This window comes from Dendrosporobacter sp. 1207_IL3150 (assembly GCF_036763085.1).
Taxonomy (GTDB): Bacteria; Bacillota; Negativicutes; order DSM-1736; family Dendrosporobacteraceae; genus JBAIYU01.
The window spans coordinates 129,108-144,409 of the sequence record NZ_JBAIYU010000014.1; the positions used below are offsets into that span (position 1 = coordinate 129,108).

At 38.3% G+C, this 15,302-nt stretch carries 20 protein-coding genes and 1 tRNA gene; 15 read left to right on the forward strand and 6 right to left on the reverse strand.

The window, feature by feature from the left end; all coding sequences use genetic code 11:
• The first annotated feature begins 7 nt into the window (after positions 1-7).
• The 6 genes from V6C17_RS08870 (at position 8) to V6C17_RS08895 (ending at position 4,372) form a co-directional block, all read left to right on the forward strand.
• A tRNA-Pro gene (locus V6C17_RS08870) sits at positions 8-84 on the forward strand.
• A 202-nt stretch (positions 85-286) separates the two neighbouring features.
• Entirely contained in the window at positions 287-601 is a 315-nt protein-coding gene (locus V6C17_RS08875; RefSeq protein ID WP_333522217.1) for an ArsR/SmtB family transcription factor, read from the forward strand.
• A gap of 236 nt (positions 602-837) precedes the next feature.
• The gene (locus tag V6C17_RS08880) at positions 838-1,251 is read left to right on the forward strand and encodes an arsenate reductase ArsC (protein WP_333522218.1); all 414 of its coding nucleotides are present in this window, start codon (positions 838-840) and stop codon (positions 1,249-1,251) included.
• Between the two features lie 448 nt (positions 1,252-1,699).
• A complete protein-coding gene (gene arsB / locus V6C17_RS08885; protein ID WP_333522219.1) occupies positions 1,700-2,773 on the forward strand; it encodes an ACR3 family arsenite efflux transporter in 1,074 nt (357 codons plus the stop codon).
• A 115-nt stretch (positions 2,774-2,888) separates the two neighbouring features.
• Positions 2,889-3,446, forward strand: coding sequence for an RNA polymerase sigma factor SigZ (sigZ, locus tag V6C17_RS08890; RefSeq protein WP_333522220.1), 558 nt, complete (start codon positions 2,889-2,891; stop codon positions 3,444-3,446).
• A gap of 275 nt (positions 3,447-3,721) precedes the next feature.
• Positions 3,722-4,372 (forward strand): class I SAM-dependent methyltransferase, encoded by a 651-nt coding sequence (locus tag V6C17_RS08895; protein ID WP_333522221.1) that lies wholly within the window; start codon positions 3,722-3,724, stop codon positions 4,370-4,372.
• A 92-nt stretch (positions 4,373-4,464) separates the two neighbouring features.
• Here the strand turns inward: V6C17_RS08895 and V6C17_RS15970 are convergent, their stop codons facing one another.
• The gene (locus V6C17_RS15970) at positions 4,465-4,695 is read right to left on the reverse strand and encodes a thioredoxin family protein (RefSeq protein ID WP_442891467.1); all 231 of its coding nucleotides are present in this window, start codon (positions 4,693-4,695) and stop codon (positions 4,465-4,467) included.
• Between the two features lie 208 nt (positions 4,696-4,903).
• On the opposite strand from V6C17_RS15970, the gene V6C17_RS08900 reads away from it, so the two are divergent.
• The 5 genes from V6C17_RS08900 (at position 4,904) to V6C17_RS08920 (ending at position 8,062) form a co-directional block, all read left to right on the forward strand.
• Positions 4,904-5,437 (forward strand): DUF2703 domain-containing protein, encoded by a 534-nt coding sequence (locus V6C17_RS08900; protein WP_333522222.1) that lies wholly within the window; start codon positions 4,904-4,906, stop codon positions 5,435-5,437.
• A gap of 67 nt (positions 5,438-5,504) precedes the next feature.
• Entirely contained in the window at positions 5,505-5,966 is a 462-nt protein-coding gene (locus V6C17_RS08905) for a MarR family winged helix-turn-helix transcriptional regulator (protein WP_333522223.1), read from the forward strand.
• A gap of 52 nt (positions 5,967-6,018) precedes the next feature.
• Entirely contained in the window at positions 6,019-6,882 is an 864-nt protein-coding gene (locus V6C17_RS08910; protein WP_333522224.1) for a permease, read from the forward strand.
• A 57-nt stretch (positions 6,883-6,939) separates the two neighbouring features.
• Positions 6,940-7,299, forward strand: a complete 360-nt coding sequence (locus V6C17_RS08915; RefSeq protein ID WP_333522225.1) for a putative zinc-binding protein — start codon at positions 6,940-6,942, stop codon at positions 7,297-7,299.
• 40 nt (positions 7,300-7,339) lie between these two features.
• Positions 7,340-8,062, forward strand: coding sequence for an SDR family NAD(P)-dependent oxidoreductase (locus V6C17_RS08920; protein WP_333522226.1), 723 nt, complete (start codon positions 7,340-7,342; stop codon positions 8,060-8,062).
• Between the two features lie 83 nt (positions 8,063-8,145).
• Here the strand turns inward: V6C17_RS08920 and V6C17_RS08925 are convergent, their stop codons facing one another.
• From V6C17_RS08925 to V6C17_RS08945, 5 genes are all read right to left on the reverse strand, one after another.
• On the reverse strand, positions 8,146-9,231 hold the full coding sequence (locus V6C17_RS08925; protein ID WP_333522227.1) for a tungsten cofactor oxidoreductase radical SAM maturase: 1,086 nt from the start codon (positions 9,229-9,231) through the stop codon (positions 8,146-8,148).
• Between the two features lie 233 nt (positions 9,232-9,464).
• A complete protein-coding gene (locus V6C17_RS08930) occupies positions 9,465-10,481 on the reverse strand; it encodes a molybdopterin-binding protein (protein WP_333522228.1) in 1,017 nt (338 codons plus the stop codon).
• A gap of 42 nt (positions 10,482-10,523) precedes the next feature.
• Complete coding sequence (locus V6C17_RS08935; RefSeq protein WP_333522229.1) at positions 10,524-11,735, reverse strand: molybdopterin molybdotransferase MoeA; 1,212 nt, start codon at positions 11,733-11,735, stop codon at positions 10,524-10,526.
• Positions 11,736-11,768: 33 nt separating this feature from the next.
• Positions 11,769-12,251, reverse strand: coding sequence for a molybdopterin-guanine dinucleotide biosynthesis protein B (mobB, locus tag V6C17_RS08940; RefSeq protein ID WP_333522230.1), 483 nt, complete (start codon positions 12,249-12,251; stop codon positions 11,769-11,771).
• Positions 12,252-12,255: 4 nt separating this feature from the next.
• Positions 12,256-12,858, reverse strand: a complete 603-nt coding sequence (locus V6C17_RS08945) for a molybdenum cofactor guanylyltransferase (RefSeq protein WP_333522231.1) — start codon at positions 12,856-12,858, stop codon at positions 12,256-12,258.
• Between the two features lie 301 nt (positions 12,859-13,159).
• Here V6C17_RS08945 and V6C17_RS08950 point away from each other — a divergent pair, with 301 nt between their 5' ends.
• The 4 genes from V6C17_RS08950 to V6C17_RS08965 all read left to right on the forward strand — a co-directional run bounded on the left by V6C17_RS08950 (position 13,160) and on the right by V6C17_RS08965 (position 15,086).
• Positions 13,160-13,750, forward strand: a complete 591-nt coding sequence (locus V6C17_RS08950; RefSeq protein ID WP_333522232.1) for a recombinase family protein — start codon at positions 13,160-13,162, stop codon at positions 13,748-13,750.
• An 11-nt stretch (positions 13,751-13,761) separates the two neighbouring features.
• Positions 13,762-13,938: a hypothetical protein gene (locus V6C17_RS08955; RefSeq protein WP_333522233.1), complete on the forward strand. Its 177-nt coding sequence runs from the start codon at positions 13,762-13,764 to the stop codon at positions 13,936-13,938.
• Between the two features lie 147 nt (positions 13,939-14,085).
• Positions 14,086-14,310 (forward strand): hypothetical protein, encoded by a 225-nt coding sequence (locus V6C17_RS08960; protein WP_333522234.1) that lies wholly within the window; start codon positions 14,086-14,088, stop codon positions 14,308-14,310.
• A 449-nt stretch (positions 14,311-14,759) separates the two neighbouring features.
• Positions 14,760-15,086, forward strand: a complete 327-nt coding sequence (locus V6C17_RS08965) for a hypothetical protein (protein WP_333522235.1) — start codon at positions 14,760-14,762, stop codon at positions 15,084-15,086.
• Positions 15,087-15,302: the final 216 nt, after the last annotated feature.

Consider the following 15,302-nt stretch of genomic DNA (forward strand, 5'->3'; position numbering starts at 1 on the left):
CATCAGTCGGGGCGTAGCTCAGCTTGGTAGAGCGCTACCTTGGGGTGGTAGAGGCCGCACGTTCAAGTCGTGTCGCTCCGACCAGTTTAATATGTTGTAATAAACAAGGCTTCTAGTGCTAAAACTAGAAGCCTTATTATCTTGTTCACTCAAATGGATGAACAAGATAATATTGTTTTATTCATAGAATTATTATCTCTCTAATAGAATGGTGAATTAACTAAAGATTGCGATAAGATATTTAAATATGCTATGATTGTTATAAAATGGTTAATATGGAGTAGATATGAGACAGCTAGCTACAATTTTTAAAGCTCTTGGCGATGACACACGGCTTGAGATTGTCAAAATGCTAATTGGCAAAGAACTTTGCGTTTGTGATATAATTGCCGCTTTTGCAAATAAGTCTCAGCCTGCAATCTCTCATCACCTAAAGATATTAAAGCATGCAGGTGTTCTTAGTGATAGTCGTGATGGAAAGTGGATTTTTTACAGTATAAACTCTAATTCTATCAATGCTGTTTTGCCATTTTTAAAAGAAGCTAAAAAGGCCGAAACCTTAAAAATTCGAATACATCCGTGCGCAGATAATGAAGAATAGATGAAAAGGCTGAGTGGATAGATAACATCCACTCAGCCTTTTTGTCTATTTAGCACAGTTATAAAAATAATAACGATAATTACAGGTAGTGGTACTAAACTGTGGATACAAGAGAAAGAAATGATAAATTTAAGCTAAAAGCATAACAAAATCTTAACTTTTTAGGTATTGAAAAGAGACGCTTTTGTAATTAATATATAAGTAAATATAAATATATTAATTAGGAGTGAATATCATTGAAGGAACGAGTTCTTTTTCTTTGCACTCATAATGCTGCACGTTCACAAATGGCTGAAGGTTTGCTTCGCTCCTTAGGTGGAGACAAATATGAGGTTTATAGCGCTGGCACTGAGCCAACACTAGTAAATCCATATGCAGTACAAGTAATGGCTGAGATAGGAATAGATATTTCTAAGCATTATTCAAAATCAATAAATGAATTTAGAAAGACTAACTTTCACCATGTAGTATCTCTTTGCGATAAGACAAAGGAAATATGCTCGTTCTATTATGGATATAAAACTTATGAAGAGAGTTTCAGTGATCCATCAGAATTTACAGGACCAGATGAAGAAGTTCTTGCGCAAGTCAGAATAACTCGAGACAAAATCAGGGAATATATTATAAGAATCTTTAGGAAGCCAGAGTAATAAAATAGAAGACATATTGATAAATGCTGATACGGTTCATGTTGTAACCGTATGTGATAATGCGAAGGAGGCTTGCCCTCTTTTTATTGGTGTTAAAAGTATTATCATAAGAGTTTTCCAGACCATTCAGGATTCAAAGGAACAGAAAATGAAATAGCTGATAACGTTGAAATCGTACGCGATAAGATTAAGTTATGATAAAAGCAACCTTTGGACCATTCAAGGGTCTATAAGATGGGGTAGATTGCAGCAGTGCAGTCTACCTCGTTTAGATGTAATATAAGCTAGTATTTTTTATAATCATTCTTGACAGACAGATGAAATAGGCATATCATATAAACATATTAAAGATTGTTTATATGATTGTACAATTTAGACAATTTTAAACTGCGCTGATTATTGCCAAAAACTAAGGTGAAGAATTAATAATGTAAGGAGTGAGTCTGATTTGAGTAATGAAAAACGTTTAGATTTCTTTGAGAGATATTTATCGTTATGGGTTTTTCTTTGTATTGGAATAGGGATTGTTTTTGGGAAGCTTTTCCCTGAGGTTGTAACAAGCTTGAGTAAGATGGAAGTCAGTCATGTAAATTTACCAATCGCAGTGCTTATATGGCTTATGATTTATCCTATGATGCTCAAAATAGATTTTTCAGCAATAATGAAAGTTGGCGATAGGCCCACAGGGCTGTTAATTACGCTGTTTGTTAACTGGATTGTAAAGCCTTTCAGTATGGCTTTATTGGGGTGGTTATTCTTCAAATATTTGTTTATAGGGTTTATTGGGGAAGAACTGGCTAATGAGTATATGGCAGGCGTGATTATCTTAGCGGCAGCACCATGTACGGCTATGGTATTTGTTTGGAGTTATCTCACCGATGGAGATCCAGCTTATACTTTGGTGCAGGTTGCGATAAATGACTTATTAATGCTGGTGCTTTTTGCGCCAATTGTAATGCTTTTACTTGGAGTTTCAAATATTGTAGTTCCTAAAGATGTACTATTTATGTCTGTACTGCTGTATATAGTTATACCTCTCGTGGCAGCGTATTTGAGCAGAAAGTTTATTCTCAGCACAAAGGGTGAAGAGTGGTTTAATACCAAATTTTTAACACCGCTTAAACCTGTTACCATCATCGCACTTTTAGTTACTTTGATAATTATTTTTGCCTTCCAAGGGGAAGTGATTTTAAGCAACTGGTTTAATATTATTCTTATTGCTATTCCGATTACGATACAGGTTTATTTTAACTCAGGTTTAGCCTATGGTTTGGCTAGATACTTTAAAGTTCCGCACAATATCGCATCTCCAGGGGCTCTTATTGGAGCGAGTAACTTCTTTGAACTAGCTGTCGCGGTAGCTATTTCATTATTTGGTTTAAAATCGGGAGCAACACTGGCGACTGTGGTGGGAGTTTTAGTAGAAGTACCTGTTATGCTTTCGGTATGCAATTACTGCAACAGAACACGTCACTTGTTTGACTTTGGTAATAAAAAAGCAGTTAAAGAGCATAATCAATAAGTTAATATAATGGGTGCGGATCTTTAATCAAGAAGAGCATGTGTTTTTGTCACGCATCACAAGTAAGCATCATTGCATATAAATCATTGGCGAGATATTTAGGCAGGTGAAAGATGTGAACCTTAACTCTAGTTATATTTCTGAGGAGTTTGCGGACCACCTGAAAAAATTTGTTTTTAAAAGAGTCTCTAACACTGAAGATGCCCAAGATATCTTACAGGAGGTTTACTATAAGATATTTCGAAGCATTGACAAGCTAAATGACGAAAGAAAGCTGCAATCTTGGATTTTTCAAATCGCCCGCAACGTGATAAATGACTATTATCGTGCAAGCAAGAAGGAAGAACCGCTTGCTCAAATGCCGGAAATCAAGGAGATCAGAATTGATGATAACAATAATGCGGAAATCGCTGGTTGTTTGACAATCATGATTCAGCATTTGCCGGTGAAGTATAGTGAGGCAATAATTCTTACTGAATATGAGGGACTAACTCAAAAACAATTGGCTGAATTTTTAGGGTTGTCTTACTCAGGTGCAAAATCGCGAGTACAGCGGGCACAAAAAAGATTGAAGAAAATGCTCTGCGATTGTTGCAGTCTCGAACTTGATCGCCGCGGCAACATCATTGATTATAGGCTCAAGGCTAAGAATAATGAGTTTTGTAATCTTTAAGCTGTTTAATTAAATTTATTAACCCCCTTCAGGTTATTGAAGGGGGTTATGCTGTCGGTACCAGTCAACTTGCATTAATTGAGTTAGTGTAATTATTTAACAATTTTCTAATGTTCTAATACTACATAGTTATAAACACATATATTAAATCTTCTTTTTGAAAAACTAATGGAGATATTATTAGTTACGACTCATGTATGGGTAATTATGCAGGTGTTTAACTGAAAAAGGAGTACTTTAATATTAGTGCTAAAATTAAGGGGGTAGTAAAATGTATGTATAACGACTTTAATCATCAACAAAATCACTGGGAAAACACATTCGCGAAAACTAAAGATATGTTTGGTATTAGTCCAAGTGAATCAGCTCAGCTATTTACTCCCATCCTTAATGAGCGGGGAATCAAGACTGTTCTAGAATTAGGGGCGGGACAAGGGCGGGATACTTTATTCTTTGCACAGCAGGGAGTTCATGTATATGCCCTTGAATATACAGAAGTTGGCGTTGAAACAATTAAAAAAAAGGCAGAAGCTTTAGGGATATCGCATTTAGTTACAGTTTTACAACACGATGTGAGAAATCCGTTACCATTTGATAACGAAACGTTTGACGCATGTTATTCAAACATGCTCTTTTGCATGGCGTTTACAACGCGAGAACTTGAGAGTCTATCTGCTGAGGTATTAAGGGTATTAAAAGGCAGTGGATTAAACTTTTATACTGTAAGAAATACGAAAGATAAAAACTTTGGTATGGGTACTCATAAGGGTGAAGACTTGTATGAGGTAAATGGATTCATAATTCACTTTTTTAATGAAGATAAGATCAAGCACCTTGCCAAAGGGTATGACATTTTGAATATTTATAATTTACAAGAAGGCGAATTACCAACAGAACTTTATTCTGTTCTTATGAAAAAAGTGTGATAAATGGAAGTATTGAAGATGCCCCTTCAACTGAAGGGGCATCTTTAATTAATAATCATTAACAACTTGAATAGCGCTCATACATTACTTTTTTATAAATTCATGGACTGCAATAAGATTTCAACTTCGGAGATTGATAAGATTTTACCTGCTGATTTTACCACACCATCTATTACAATAGCTGGTGTTACCATTACGCCATACTGCATGATCGTTGTCATCTCAGTTATTATTAATACTTCAGCCTGTAGACCAAGTTCCTGAATAGCTCGTTGAACATTTTCATAAAGTATCGTGCATTTTGCACAACCTGAACCTAGAATTTATACAAAGTTTAATGCATACAGAATATTATGTTTTTGGGACACAGGGGAAGTTTATATGTTTTTTTGGAACTAAAAATTGGAACTGGTTGGCGGATCAATTTCATCTATTTACGCTCAGATTAAAAAATATATTTATACGTATGCGTCCTTTTGATGATATTACCGTCTTAATATATGGAATCATTTAAATGAGGAGGCAATTGTAATGGAACAAAAGTCAAAATGCTGCTGCGGCGATGATAATTGCTGTGTGACCAGCGAACAAAAGGTAAAGAAACTGCTTATCGAGTTCATGTATATCGACCTTACGGTGTGTGACCGGTGTATGGGCACTGATGCTAATCTTGAAGACGCAATAGCAGAGGTGGCGTCTGTTTTGAAAGCAATAGGCTACGAAATTGAAGTTCAAAAGACACTTGTTGAAAGCGAACAGCAGGCAAGTGAACTTGGATTTGTTAGTTCGCCAACCATTCGCATCAACGGTCAAGATATTGATCTGGACGTCAAAGAAAGTCTTTGTGAATCCTGTGGCGATGTATGTGGGGAAGATGTCGACTGCAGGGTGTGGACTTGGCAGGGACAAGAATACACAACACCTCCTAGGGCGATGATGATCGATGCCATTCTAAAGCATGTGTATGGCAAGCAACAAGCAACTCAAAGCGAAACTAAAGAGGTACCTGACAATTTGAAAAAATTCTTTGCAGCAAAAGCCAAAATGACCGATGCAACTAATTGAAGGTAAGCTCTCGCCACAAAAAATAATACTTGCAATATGCAAATATTATTGGTAAAATGAGGGCGAGGTGATAAAGTTGGAGATTGAACACATCCGAGAGACCTTTCATCAGATGACTCGTCGTCTAGGACTGCTTGATAAGAATTGCTGTAAGGTTGGTGATTCTTATCTATCGGTTACGCAGAGTCACATACTATATCAGATTAATAAGCGTCGAGATCCGTCGATGCAAGATATTGCTGACACGTTAGGGATTGATATTACTACCTTTAGCAGGCAAATTCAAACACTAGTGAAGCTGGGGCTAGTAGTCAAAACTGAGCATTTTGAAGACAGAAGAATATATGTATTATCTCTCTCAGAGGAAGGTGCTGGTGTTGTCAGACTTATAAGCGAGCAAATGAATAGTTACTTTCAGGAATTGTTTTCAAATATGACGGACTTTGAAAGAGATACTGTAATCAAATCTATTCAGTTATTAAATCAGTGCTTAGCTAAATCTGGAGTATGTTGTTCACCGTTACGGTGAACTCTTTTTTAAAACCATACTTGCAAATTGCAAGTATTAAAGGGAGGGTAATATGTACGAGATAATAATGACGTTTATTTATTTGGCTGTAGAATTAGGTTTATTGTTTTTAGGGATAAGTTTTTTGATCAATTTGCTTCAAGCTTGGATTCCATATGACAAAGTGAACGAATGGCTGTCAGGCAAGAATGTGTTTATCGGGGCACTTGGTGCCATTGTGTTTGCTTTTGTAACGCCGTTCTGCTCTTGCTCTACTATTCCTATTGTTGTGAACTTGTTGAATAAACGAATCCGGTTTGGCTTGGTCATGGTTTTTCTATTTGCCTCACCTATTTTAGATCCGACCATTTTAACCTTAATGATATTCGCCTTAGGCTGGAAGGTGGCTATTGTATATACTCTGATTACGTCGGTACTTTCGATTATTATCGGATTTGGGCTTGAAAAAATGGGATTTGAAAAGGATGTAAAAGAATTGATAGCTGGAGATATTGATGCAAGGCCGAGCGTACTTAGTGTTAGCTCTGCCTGGAAGCAAACTATTGATCTTGTTAAAGCGGTATATCCCTACCTCTTGCTTGGCGCAGCAATTGGGTCAATTATTCATGAGGCCGTACCGACCGAGTGGATTTCTACATACTTTGGCGGTGAGTCTTGGTGGCTCATTCCTTTAGCGGCTATTATCGGCATTCCGCTCTATATTCGTTTGGCGTCAATGATTCCAATATCACAGATTCTCATTGCCAAAGGAATGGGGGCGGGGGTGGTAATGGCTCTGGTCATTAGCTCTGCAGGTGCGAGCTTACCTGAAATTGTGCTGCTTAACTCGATTTTCCGCAAGAGACTGGTTGCCGCTTTTGTTGCTTCGGTTATTCTAATGTCGACTGTGTCAGGCTTCTTATTTTATATAATCTAGGAACAGGCAGCTGTCGTTTGTAAATAGAAAATAAACGAGTTAAAGGGAGGAAGGAATATGGGATGCTATGATACTGGGAAGTCAAAAATAATTATTTATACTTGTTCAGGGTGCTGTAATGAGGGAGAGATTAGTGATAAGGTAGGACGCCGTTTGCGGTCTGAGGGGTATGCACAGTGCGGTTCAAGCTGTTTAGCTGGCATTGGCGCAGGGTATCCTCGCTTTTTAAAGGCCGCGGAACAAGCCAGTGAAGTAGTTTCTATTGACGGATGCCGAATGGCTTGTGCCAAGATGCTGCTGAAAAAAGCACAAATCATTTCAAAATCATATGTAATGACAGATATGGGCTTTAATGAAACTTGCGATTCAGAGGAGTTTATCACTTATGCATGTAAGCAAATAATGGGTCAATCGTGATAAATAAGCATGACTTTTTTATTTGAGGGGAGGTTTAGTTATGAATTTTTCAAACGATGTAATAGTGATTACAGGTGCAAGTTCAGGAATTGGAAAAAGCTGCGCTGAACTTTTATTAAGCCGCAATGCTAAAGTAATTGGAATAGATGTAATGTCAGGTAATATTGAACATGAAAATTATAGGCATTATGTTTTAGATGTACGTAAGGAAGAGGCTATTAAGGAATTTCTCAATAATTATAAAAGTAGTAATATTACTGGTTTGGTTAATGCTGCTGGGATTTTTTCGTATAGTAAACCATTCTACTGTTTGTCAATTGAAGAATGGCATAACGTAATAGAGACAAATCTGACAGGTACTTTCTTGTTATCTAAGCATATATCACTAGAAATGATAAAAAACCAATCAGGCAGGATTGTAAATATTAGCTGTATCAGGAGTAAAATTTATCGCCCTAATATGTCAGATTACTCGGCTTCTAAGGCTGGGATAATAGCTTTGACGTCGACGATGGCGTTAGATTTGGCTGAATATAATATTAGAGTAAATGCAGTTGCGCCAGGTTTTACTTATACAGGAATGACAAATGATGAGTTCTGTAACCCAAAGATAGTAGAGCATTCTGAGAAGTTAATACCAATGAGGCACATCGCCTGCCCAGGAGATATTGCTAATGTAGTATTATTTTTATTGTCTGATATGTCAAACTACATAACCGGCGAAACTATTTTTGTTGATGGTGGATTTACAATATATAAATAACAGTATGGTACAAAGGACGAAGAACTTGATTTGTAATGTACATAATACAAATCAAGTTCTTCTAAAACAGATTACGAATTAAATTAAGGACAAAGCACAATATTTCTTGCCCATAAGCAATCAGCACATGAAGGCTGATTTCCCCAACAGTCTATTTCGTTTGTTTGGGCTGTAGCACACCCGTCAACTTGTCTGCAATCAGTACATGATGGATAGAGTGAGTGCTTAACTAACCAGCGAAATCTGGCATATTCAGGCTTCATCCAAATATCTGCTAACGACTGCTCGGCAATATTGCCGAAATAGTATGCATCGCTATGTTTTTTCCTGCCTAGTATGTAACAATCATAACTATGCATGAAGGCATAGCAGGGGCTTACATAGCCTTGTGCCGTTATAGCCATAGCTTTATTTGTGACGAAATTACAGGTCCGCTGTGTTCTTAGCTGCATTTCGGGTATTGTTTTATATATAGGCTGTACGGGTAAGTCAAAGCCTTTATTAAAGTCTGCTGGATCATACAGTATCTGGTCTTTCATACTTTCGTGATAGGGCAGAACATTAGTAATTATAAAGCGATGTGCACCTAGCTTATTTATAAGTTTACGCATATTGGCTAAGCGGTTAAAGTTCTTTTTTGTAGCGACAAATTCAACACCGAGCTTAGGGAATTGCTTATTATATTTCTGTTTAATCTCTTGCAGCTGCAGAATGTTCGAGGTTACCTCGCTGAAGGAGGCTCCCGGTCTGATGCCCGAAAAACTATCATCATCTGCGCCATCCAGCGACACGTATATCCAATCAAGACCAATATCAACTAACTGCCTGCTAAGGTCCTTTGTGAGGTATGAACCATTGGTAATCATTTCGACCTCATAGCCCTTTTGTTTGCAGGTCTCGATCATTTCGATTGCATGAGGGTGCATTAGCGGCTCACCGAAACCGCCTAAATGTATCGTTTTAAGCTGGGGTAATTCGGACATATCGCAAATTAACTTATCGATTGCGGCCTTTGATAAGGAGGTAAGAGGATCTTGCCAGGAATGTCTGATGCAAGTTATACAAGAATAGTTGCACTTGGTTGTAAGCTCTATATATAGTTTCTTTAGATCGGGTATAAGCGGTATACTAACTTCGTCATTATCAACGCTAAAACGATGGTAATTCACTAGTATTAACCTCCCGTTTACACATTTAGTTAATTATAGTTTAGAGCATTTTGCTATATTCAAAAAGATGTAAATAAAAAATTACTATTGAAACAGTATAAATGATTAATAAACGAAAAACGCCGCTTAGGATTTACATTTCCTAGCGGCGTTTGCTGTATTTGATTAAAAAATTTCGGCTAATACTGTGCTTTAAGCTATAAGCTTTCTGACAGTCACAAGACAAGACTGGATCATTTGCCGAAAGAGCATATCGGATAACGGCAGCCTTCTTTACAGTTTCTGCAAAGACCGCCATGTCCTAGTGAGGCGATATAACGGCGGCTGATTTTTTCTCCTATTATAATTTTCGGTAAGACAACATCAAGGATGGTTGTTTTACAAAACATACCGCAAGCAGGTATGCCAAGCACCGGTTTGTCGTTTAGGTAGGCTAACAAGAACATTGCGCCAGGGAGCACTGGCGTCCCATATACTTCTACTGATGCACCGGATTTTCGTATTCCTTCAGGGGTTACATCGTCCGGGTCAACAGACATTCCTCCGGAGACAACTACGAAATCATTTGTTTTGATCAGTTTGCTGACAGCCTCAGAAATCTGTTCAGCAGAGTCGGGAACAAAAATAACTTCCGTTAAAGTTGTATCGAAATAACTAAGTTTGTCTTTGATTACAGGGACAAACTTATCTTGTATTCGTCCATAATAAACTTCATTACCTGTTACTATCATGCCGAATTTTCGCTCTGGGAAAGGTAATAATCTTATAACAGAGTTCGATTGCAGGATTTTTTGAACAATAGCTAAGGTGGTTTTTGGTATTGTAAGAGGAATTATCTTTACACTGGCAATTAACTCATTCTCGTTTACAACAGTCCCGTTATGCAGGGTAGCAACAGCTATACCGTCTAATTCATTTATCCTCATTAACAAATCAACATCTATATTAACCATGCCTTTATGCTTGGCTATGATATTAACTTTAGCTTCTAGTGGTTCAGTGAGCGTTAAACCGCCTCCGACGATAGCGTTTGCTACTATTTCTGCCGCTTCATTTTCATGGACTTCATCAGCATTTAACTCCATGACATAGACATTGTCCTTACCCATACTTAGCAGAACTGGGATATCTGCTTGGGTTATTACATGTCCTTTTTTAAAGGCGGCACCTTTAAATTCCCCCGGCACAATACGGGTTAGGTCCTGTCCTAAAATGGTTCCTACTGCGTCTTCAACGCGGATGGTTTTCAATATGTATCACTCCTTAGTGCAACGCTTGGCTGCATGTGGCATTTACTTGTTAAGCATCAGTATTTCGACTTGTGAGCCGGCAGAGAGAGGCGGGCTGTTTGCTGGTATATCAATAAGCGCATTTGCCGAAGCCATAGATTTAAGCATGCCATTGCCCTGATAACTCGCAGGGGTGACATAAAGAGTATCACCTTTGGAGAAACAGGTTGCCCAGACAAACCGTCGACTAACTGATTTTTTCGTGAAGTCCCCTTGTAAGACAGCGGTTGCTTTCGGACGCCAGCAGTCTGTATAGCCAGCAAGCTTTCTTAAAACAGGCCGGACTAGCATTTCAAAGGATACACTAGCAGCTGCAGGATTTCCAGATAAGCCGACTAGAAGCGAGTTCTTCCAAAAACCAGCAAGAACAGGCATACCTGGCTTAATAGCAATGCGATGAAATAGGGGAGTAATGCCTAATGCTGTTAAAACATTTCCCATTAAATCATAATCGCCCACTGAAGCGCCGCCTGTTGTAATGTAGATATCGCATTCTGGCGAGGACATCAGTCTTTCTACAATGCTTTCTGTATCGTCATGAACATTTCCTAATAATACAGCTGCTCCGCCAGCTTCTTGTATTTGTGCTAATAACATAAAACTATTTGTGTCGCGGATTTTTCCAGACGTTAGCTGCTGGTTTAAACCAACAAGCTCGCTGCCTGTAGAAAGTATGCCAACTGTAGGTTTTTGATAAATAAGGGGGGCTGCTTTGCCGAGCATTGCTAAAAGCCCCATACAGCCAGCGTTTAACACCGTTCCATGCTTTAGGACGGCTTGACCAATACTAATTTCTTCACCTTGCTTACAGATGTTTTTAGCACTATCTGCTCCTGCGAAAATTTGGACGGCTGTATCAGTAGATTTAGTATCTTCAAAACGCACCACACCACTAGCGCCTGGCGGAAGGGGAGCGCCTGTCATAATGCGCGCAGCAGTTCCTGGTACGACTGTTTGACTGCCGACACTTCCGGCTGGGATGTTATCTATTACTTTTAGGCTAATGGGCGTGTCGTGGGCTGCATGTATTACGTCATTACTGCATACGGCATAGCCGTCAAGCGGTGAGCGGTCAAACGGCGGGAAATCAATAGCTGAAATAACGTCTTCAGCTAAAACTCGTCCCCAGCAATATGACAGAGGTTGTATAGCTGCTGAAAGTGGATTTACGTGATCTAATAATAGCTTTTGCGCCTTTTCTAATTCAATATGCACTCTTAACCCTTCTTTCTGTAGGTCATGCAGTTTCTATACAAACGTTTTTTCCAAAAAATCGGCTAACGGTTTTGGATCTTCAATCGTAAAATGAGGAATATCTTCGTAAACAACTCCGTTAGATACAACAGCAATCAAATCATTTAGCCGACCAAGCGGCCTATTTCCGTCTTTCTGACGGAAAACCTCAATCTTTGGTTTAGCTTCTTGTTTATATCCCTCAGTAAAAATAAAGTCAACATTATCAATGTGATCAAGTACTTGGTCTAAACTAAGTTCTTGATCAACTTTTTTTATTAAGGCCATCTTTTGCGGTGAGGAAATACAGACAATATCAGCCCCTGCCTGAGCGTGACGCCAGGTATCTTTGCCTGGATGATCGATATCAAACCCGTGAACGTCATGTTTGACAATTGCAATCTTATAATGTCTTCGTTTCATCTCAGCGATTAGTTTCTCTAAGTACGTGGTTTTGCCAGAATTAGAGTTACCAATAAAAGATATAACCGGAATCATATTATCAGCTCTTTTCTTTATTATTTGGTACAGGCCGTTCAAGCAATGCCTTTTGATAATCGAGGGCGGTGTTAATGTTGGAAAATATATTGAGCTGAGGATCAAAAGCGCGAAAGTCTTCTTGAGAAATCAGCTTATAGCGAACAAGATTAAAGAGATCAATTATCCGTCTGATGTTTTTCTCAAACAGCATTTCGGCGGCGCCAATACAGGCTTTACTATAACAAGCGAAAAGCGGTTCATAATACTGTTCGCCATGTACAGGCATTGTAATATCCCATTGTTCAGCGTTAGAACAAAGATACCGCACAGCGTTTGCTGAAAAATATGGCATATCGCAAGCTGTAACAAAAGCATAGGGATTGCGTGCGGCAATCAGTCCGGCATGAATACCGCCTAGCGGGCCCATTTTGGGGTATATATCTGTAACAACACGTATATCAGCGTCAATTTTTCTGGGGGTATTGCTAACAACGATTATATCTGTAAAGATACTACGCAGCTGATAAATCTTGGCGTTCAGCAAATCTGAATCAGACCAGGGTAAGGAGGCTTTATCTTTACCCATGCGTATACTTTGTCCTCCGGCTAAGATAATTCCTGTCATTTAATCCCTCCCTGTGGTAGTCGACTCGTTGCGGATAGCTTAATCAGAGCTTTTTACTCACATTTATAGCTTATCATAAGTTGATTTAAATATAAAATTTGGGCAGGGAGATATTGGTGACAAATTAAATTGATACCGAATTGAAGCGTCAGACGAATAAGCAGTTATCTATATACTCTATTATAATTTTTTGCAGAGAAACTAACGGATATTTGCGGCAAAATTTTAAAAAAACTGATAGATTTTCACAGCGTTTTATGTATAATTATTGGTATTAATAGTTCTGACAGGATGGTTGATTTTGAGGTATTTTTACGAAAGATTTTTAAATGCTCCAGATGAAGCAGAGAGATACAGCAAGCTTCAAAATAAATATAGTATAGATGAGTTATTCGTTGAAAAGGCGGCGGAACGAAAGTTAGAATTAGAGCGGCTGTTAGAAGCCGCCAGCCCGGGGGATACAGTCTATATTGAGAGTTTCACAATGGCCGCAAGGGATTTAACTGAGTTGTTTAAACTGTTTAAAGGACTAAAAAAATGCGGTTTAAATCTTGTCAGCATAAATGAGAAGCTCAATACCCATAATCCTGCGGGGGTGCTTAGATTTAACAGCTATTACGAATTAGTAGAGTTTGATCGTGAGGCGGCTGACGAACGGCGGCGTGAGGGAATAAGGTTAGCATTAGCTGAAAAGCGGCCGTACGGAAGACCTAGAGTCAAGATTACCGATGAACTCAGAAAGGCTTATCTGCAGTGGAAAAAAGGTAAAATAACTGCAGTTGAAGCTATGCGGCGCGCAAAGCTCAAAAGAAATACCTTTTATAAGCTTGTTAAGCAATTAGATGAGGAATTCAAGGGCGTTCCTTTGTTTAATAATATTTCAGATATGTAGGTGGTTTTTGGATGAATAAGTTAGTGGAGTTTATTTGTCCGACATGTGATAAACAGCTGATCTGGGCAAAAGAATCGGCAAAGGTATTGTGTAACTCATGCTCAGACTGGGTTGAGTTTAATGATCTAAAAAATCCTAGAATAATCATAGAAGAGGTTGACGAGCCAACTCAACTGACTATTTTTTAAGCTACCAATTGAATTAGAATAATGCCAAGCTGCTTAGTTATAGCTTGTGTGTTTTTAGGCAACGTTCAATATAAGTTAAAAATTACAACATTCCTCTTTACAAAACGGAACATATGTTCTATTGTACTATCGAGGGGTGTTTTTATTTTGAAAAAATTCGTGACAATCATAGCTCAACATGAATCTAACGGTACAATTAAACCGCTTAAAATACTCTGGTCTGATGGTCGAACATTTACTATTGATCGAGTTTTAGATATTCGGCAGGCGGCCTCATTGAAAGCAGGCGGGTGGGGTATTCGTTATACGTGTAAAGTACATGGCAAAGAGGTTTACCTATTTTGTGATGAAGGTAAGTGGTTTATAGAGTGATTATGGTATTTATCAACTTCCTGCGTATTGCAGGAGTTTTTTTCTTATAAAATAAAAGAATCAACTAGTCGAACTCAATCTTGATTGCCTATTAAAATTAGGTCGATAAAAAACATTTTTTTGCTTCAACCATTAGCAAAACCATCTCCTTCACCATAGGATATAGCAAACAAAAAGGAGGGATTGTTATGGGTTTTGGCGGTTTTGGTGGTAACAATAATGGCAGCTGTGTGATTATTATAATCATCCTTTTGTTGTTCTTCTGCTGTTTCGGAAACGATCATACTGAGTGCTAAAAATACTTACCGTTCGTCTGTGAACACCACCGCAAACACTACCTCTTGCGGTGGTGTTCTTTTTGTTTAATTTTTTTGATAAGGCATGTCCTGTCATAATTTTGTCATATTCCCAAATTATAATTAAATTAGCAAATAAAGGAGGGATAGTCCATGAAAAACTTAACTAAGAAAATCGTTATTTACTCAATGATAGGCATTATGCAGTTGGGCATAGGCGTATCAGCGATCGAGGCTTCGCCAAAACATAACGATAGACATGACCATAAATATAAAAACCATCATCGAGACCATGACTATGATCGCGATCGTCGTATACAAGAAGAAAGAGAACGTCATTATCGTGAAATGAAGCGCAGGGATTGTGAAAACGATCGGGAGTTGCGTGAGCGGCAGCAAAGAGAAAAAGAGCATCATGAAGAAATCATGAGGACTCTTGGAGCAATTGCATTAATAACAATTTTTACAAATAATGATTAATAGTGGTAATACTTATGGAGTTAAAGCTAGTCAAGAATTTCTTGACTAGCTTTTTATTGCGTAAGCGAATACCACATGCTATGCATGTGGTTCCAAAAAGCTTATAGCTATGCGTCGAAAAAAACAGCCTCCTTTGTTAGAATAAATGCAGGTTTGCCGACCGCATAATCTGAACAAAGGAGGCGCATCCAACTGGATAGTAAGAGTTTAGCACAT

Bases quoted from the DNA above. Each gene is read 5' to 3' on its own strand.
- V6C17_RS08875 (WP_333522217.1), top strand. From the start codon at position 287: ATGAGACAGCTAGCTACAATTTTTAAAGCTCTTGGCGATGACACACGG.
- V6C17_RS08895 (WP_333522221.1), top strand. From the start codon at position 3,722: ATGTATAACGACTTTAATCATCAACAAAATCACTGGGAAAACACATTC.
- V6C17_RS08900 (WP_333522222.1), top strand. From the start codon at position 4,904: ATGGAACAAAAGTCAAAATGCTGCTGCGGCGATGATAATTGCTGTGTG.
- V6C17_RS08910 (WP_333522224.1), top strand. From the start codon at position 6,019: ATGTACGAGATAATAATGACGTTTATTTATTTGGCTGTAGAATTAGGT.
- V6C17_RS08915 (WP_333522225.1), top strand. From the start codon at position 6,940: ATGGGATGCTATGATACTGGGAAGTCAAAAATAATTATTTATACTTGT.
- V6C17_RS08920 (WP_333522226.1), top strand. From the start codon at position 7,340: ATGAATTTTTCAAACGATGTAATAGTGATTACAGGTGCAAGTTCAGGA.
- mobB (WP_333522230.1), bottom strand. From the start codon at position 12,251: ATGATTCCGGTTATATCTTTTATTGGTAACTCTAATTCTGGCAAAACC.
- V6C17_RS08945 (WP_333522231.1), bottom strand. From the start codon at position 12,858: ATGACAGGAATTATCTTAGCCGGAGGACAAAGTATACGCATGGGTAAA.
- V6C17_RS08955 (WP_333522233.1), top strand. From the start codon at position 13,762: ATGAATAAGTTAGTGGAGTTTATTTGTCCGACATGTGATAAACAGCTG.
- V6C17_RS08965 (WP_333522235.1), top strand. From the start codon at position 14,760: ATGAAAAACTTAACTAAGAAAATCGTTATTTACTCAATGATAGGCATT.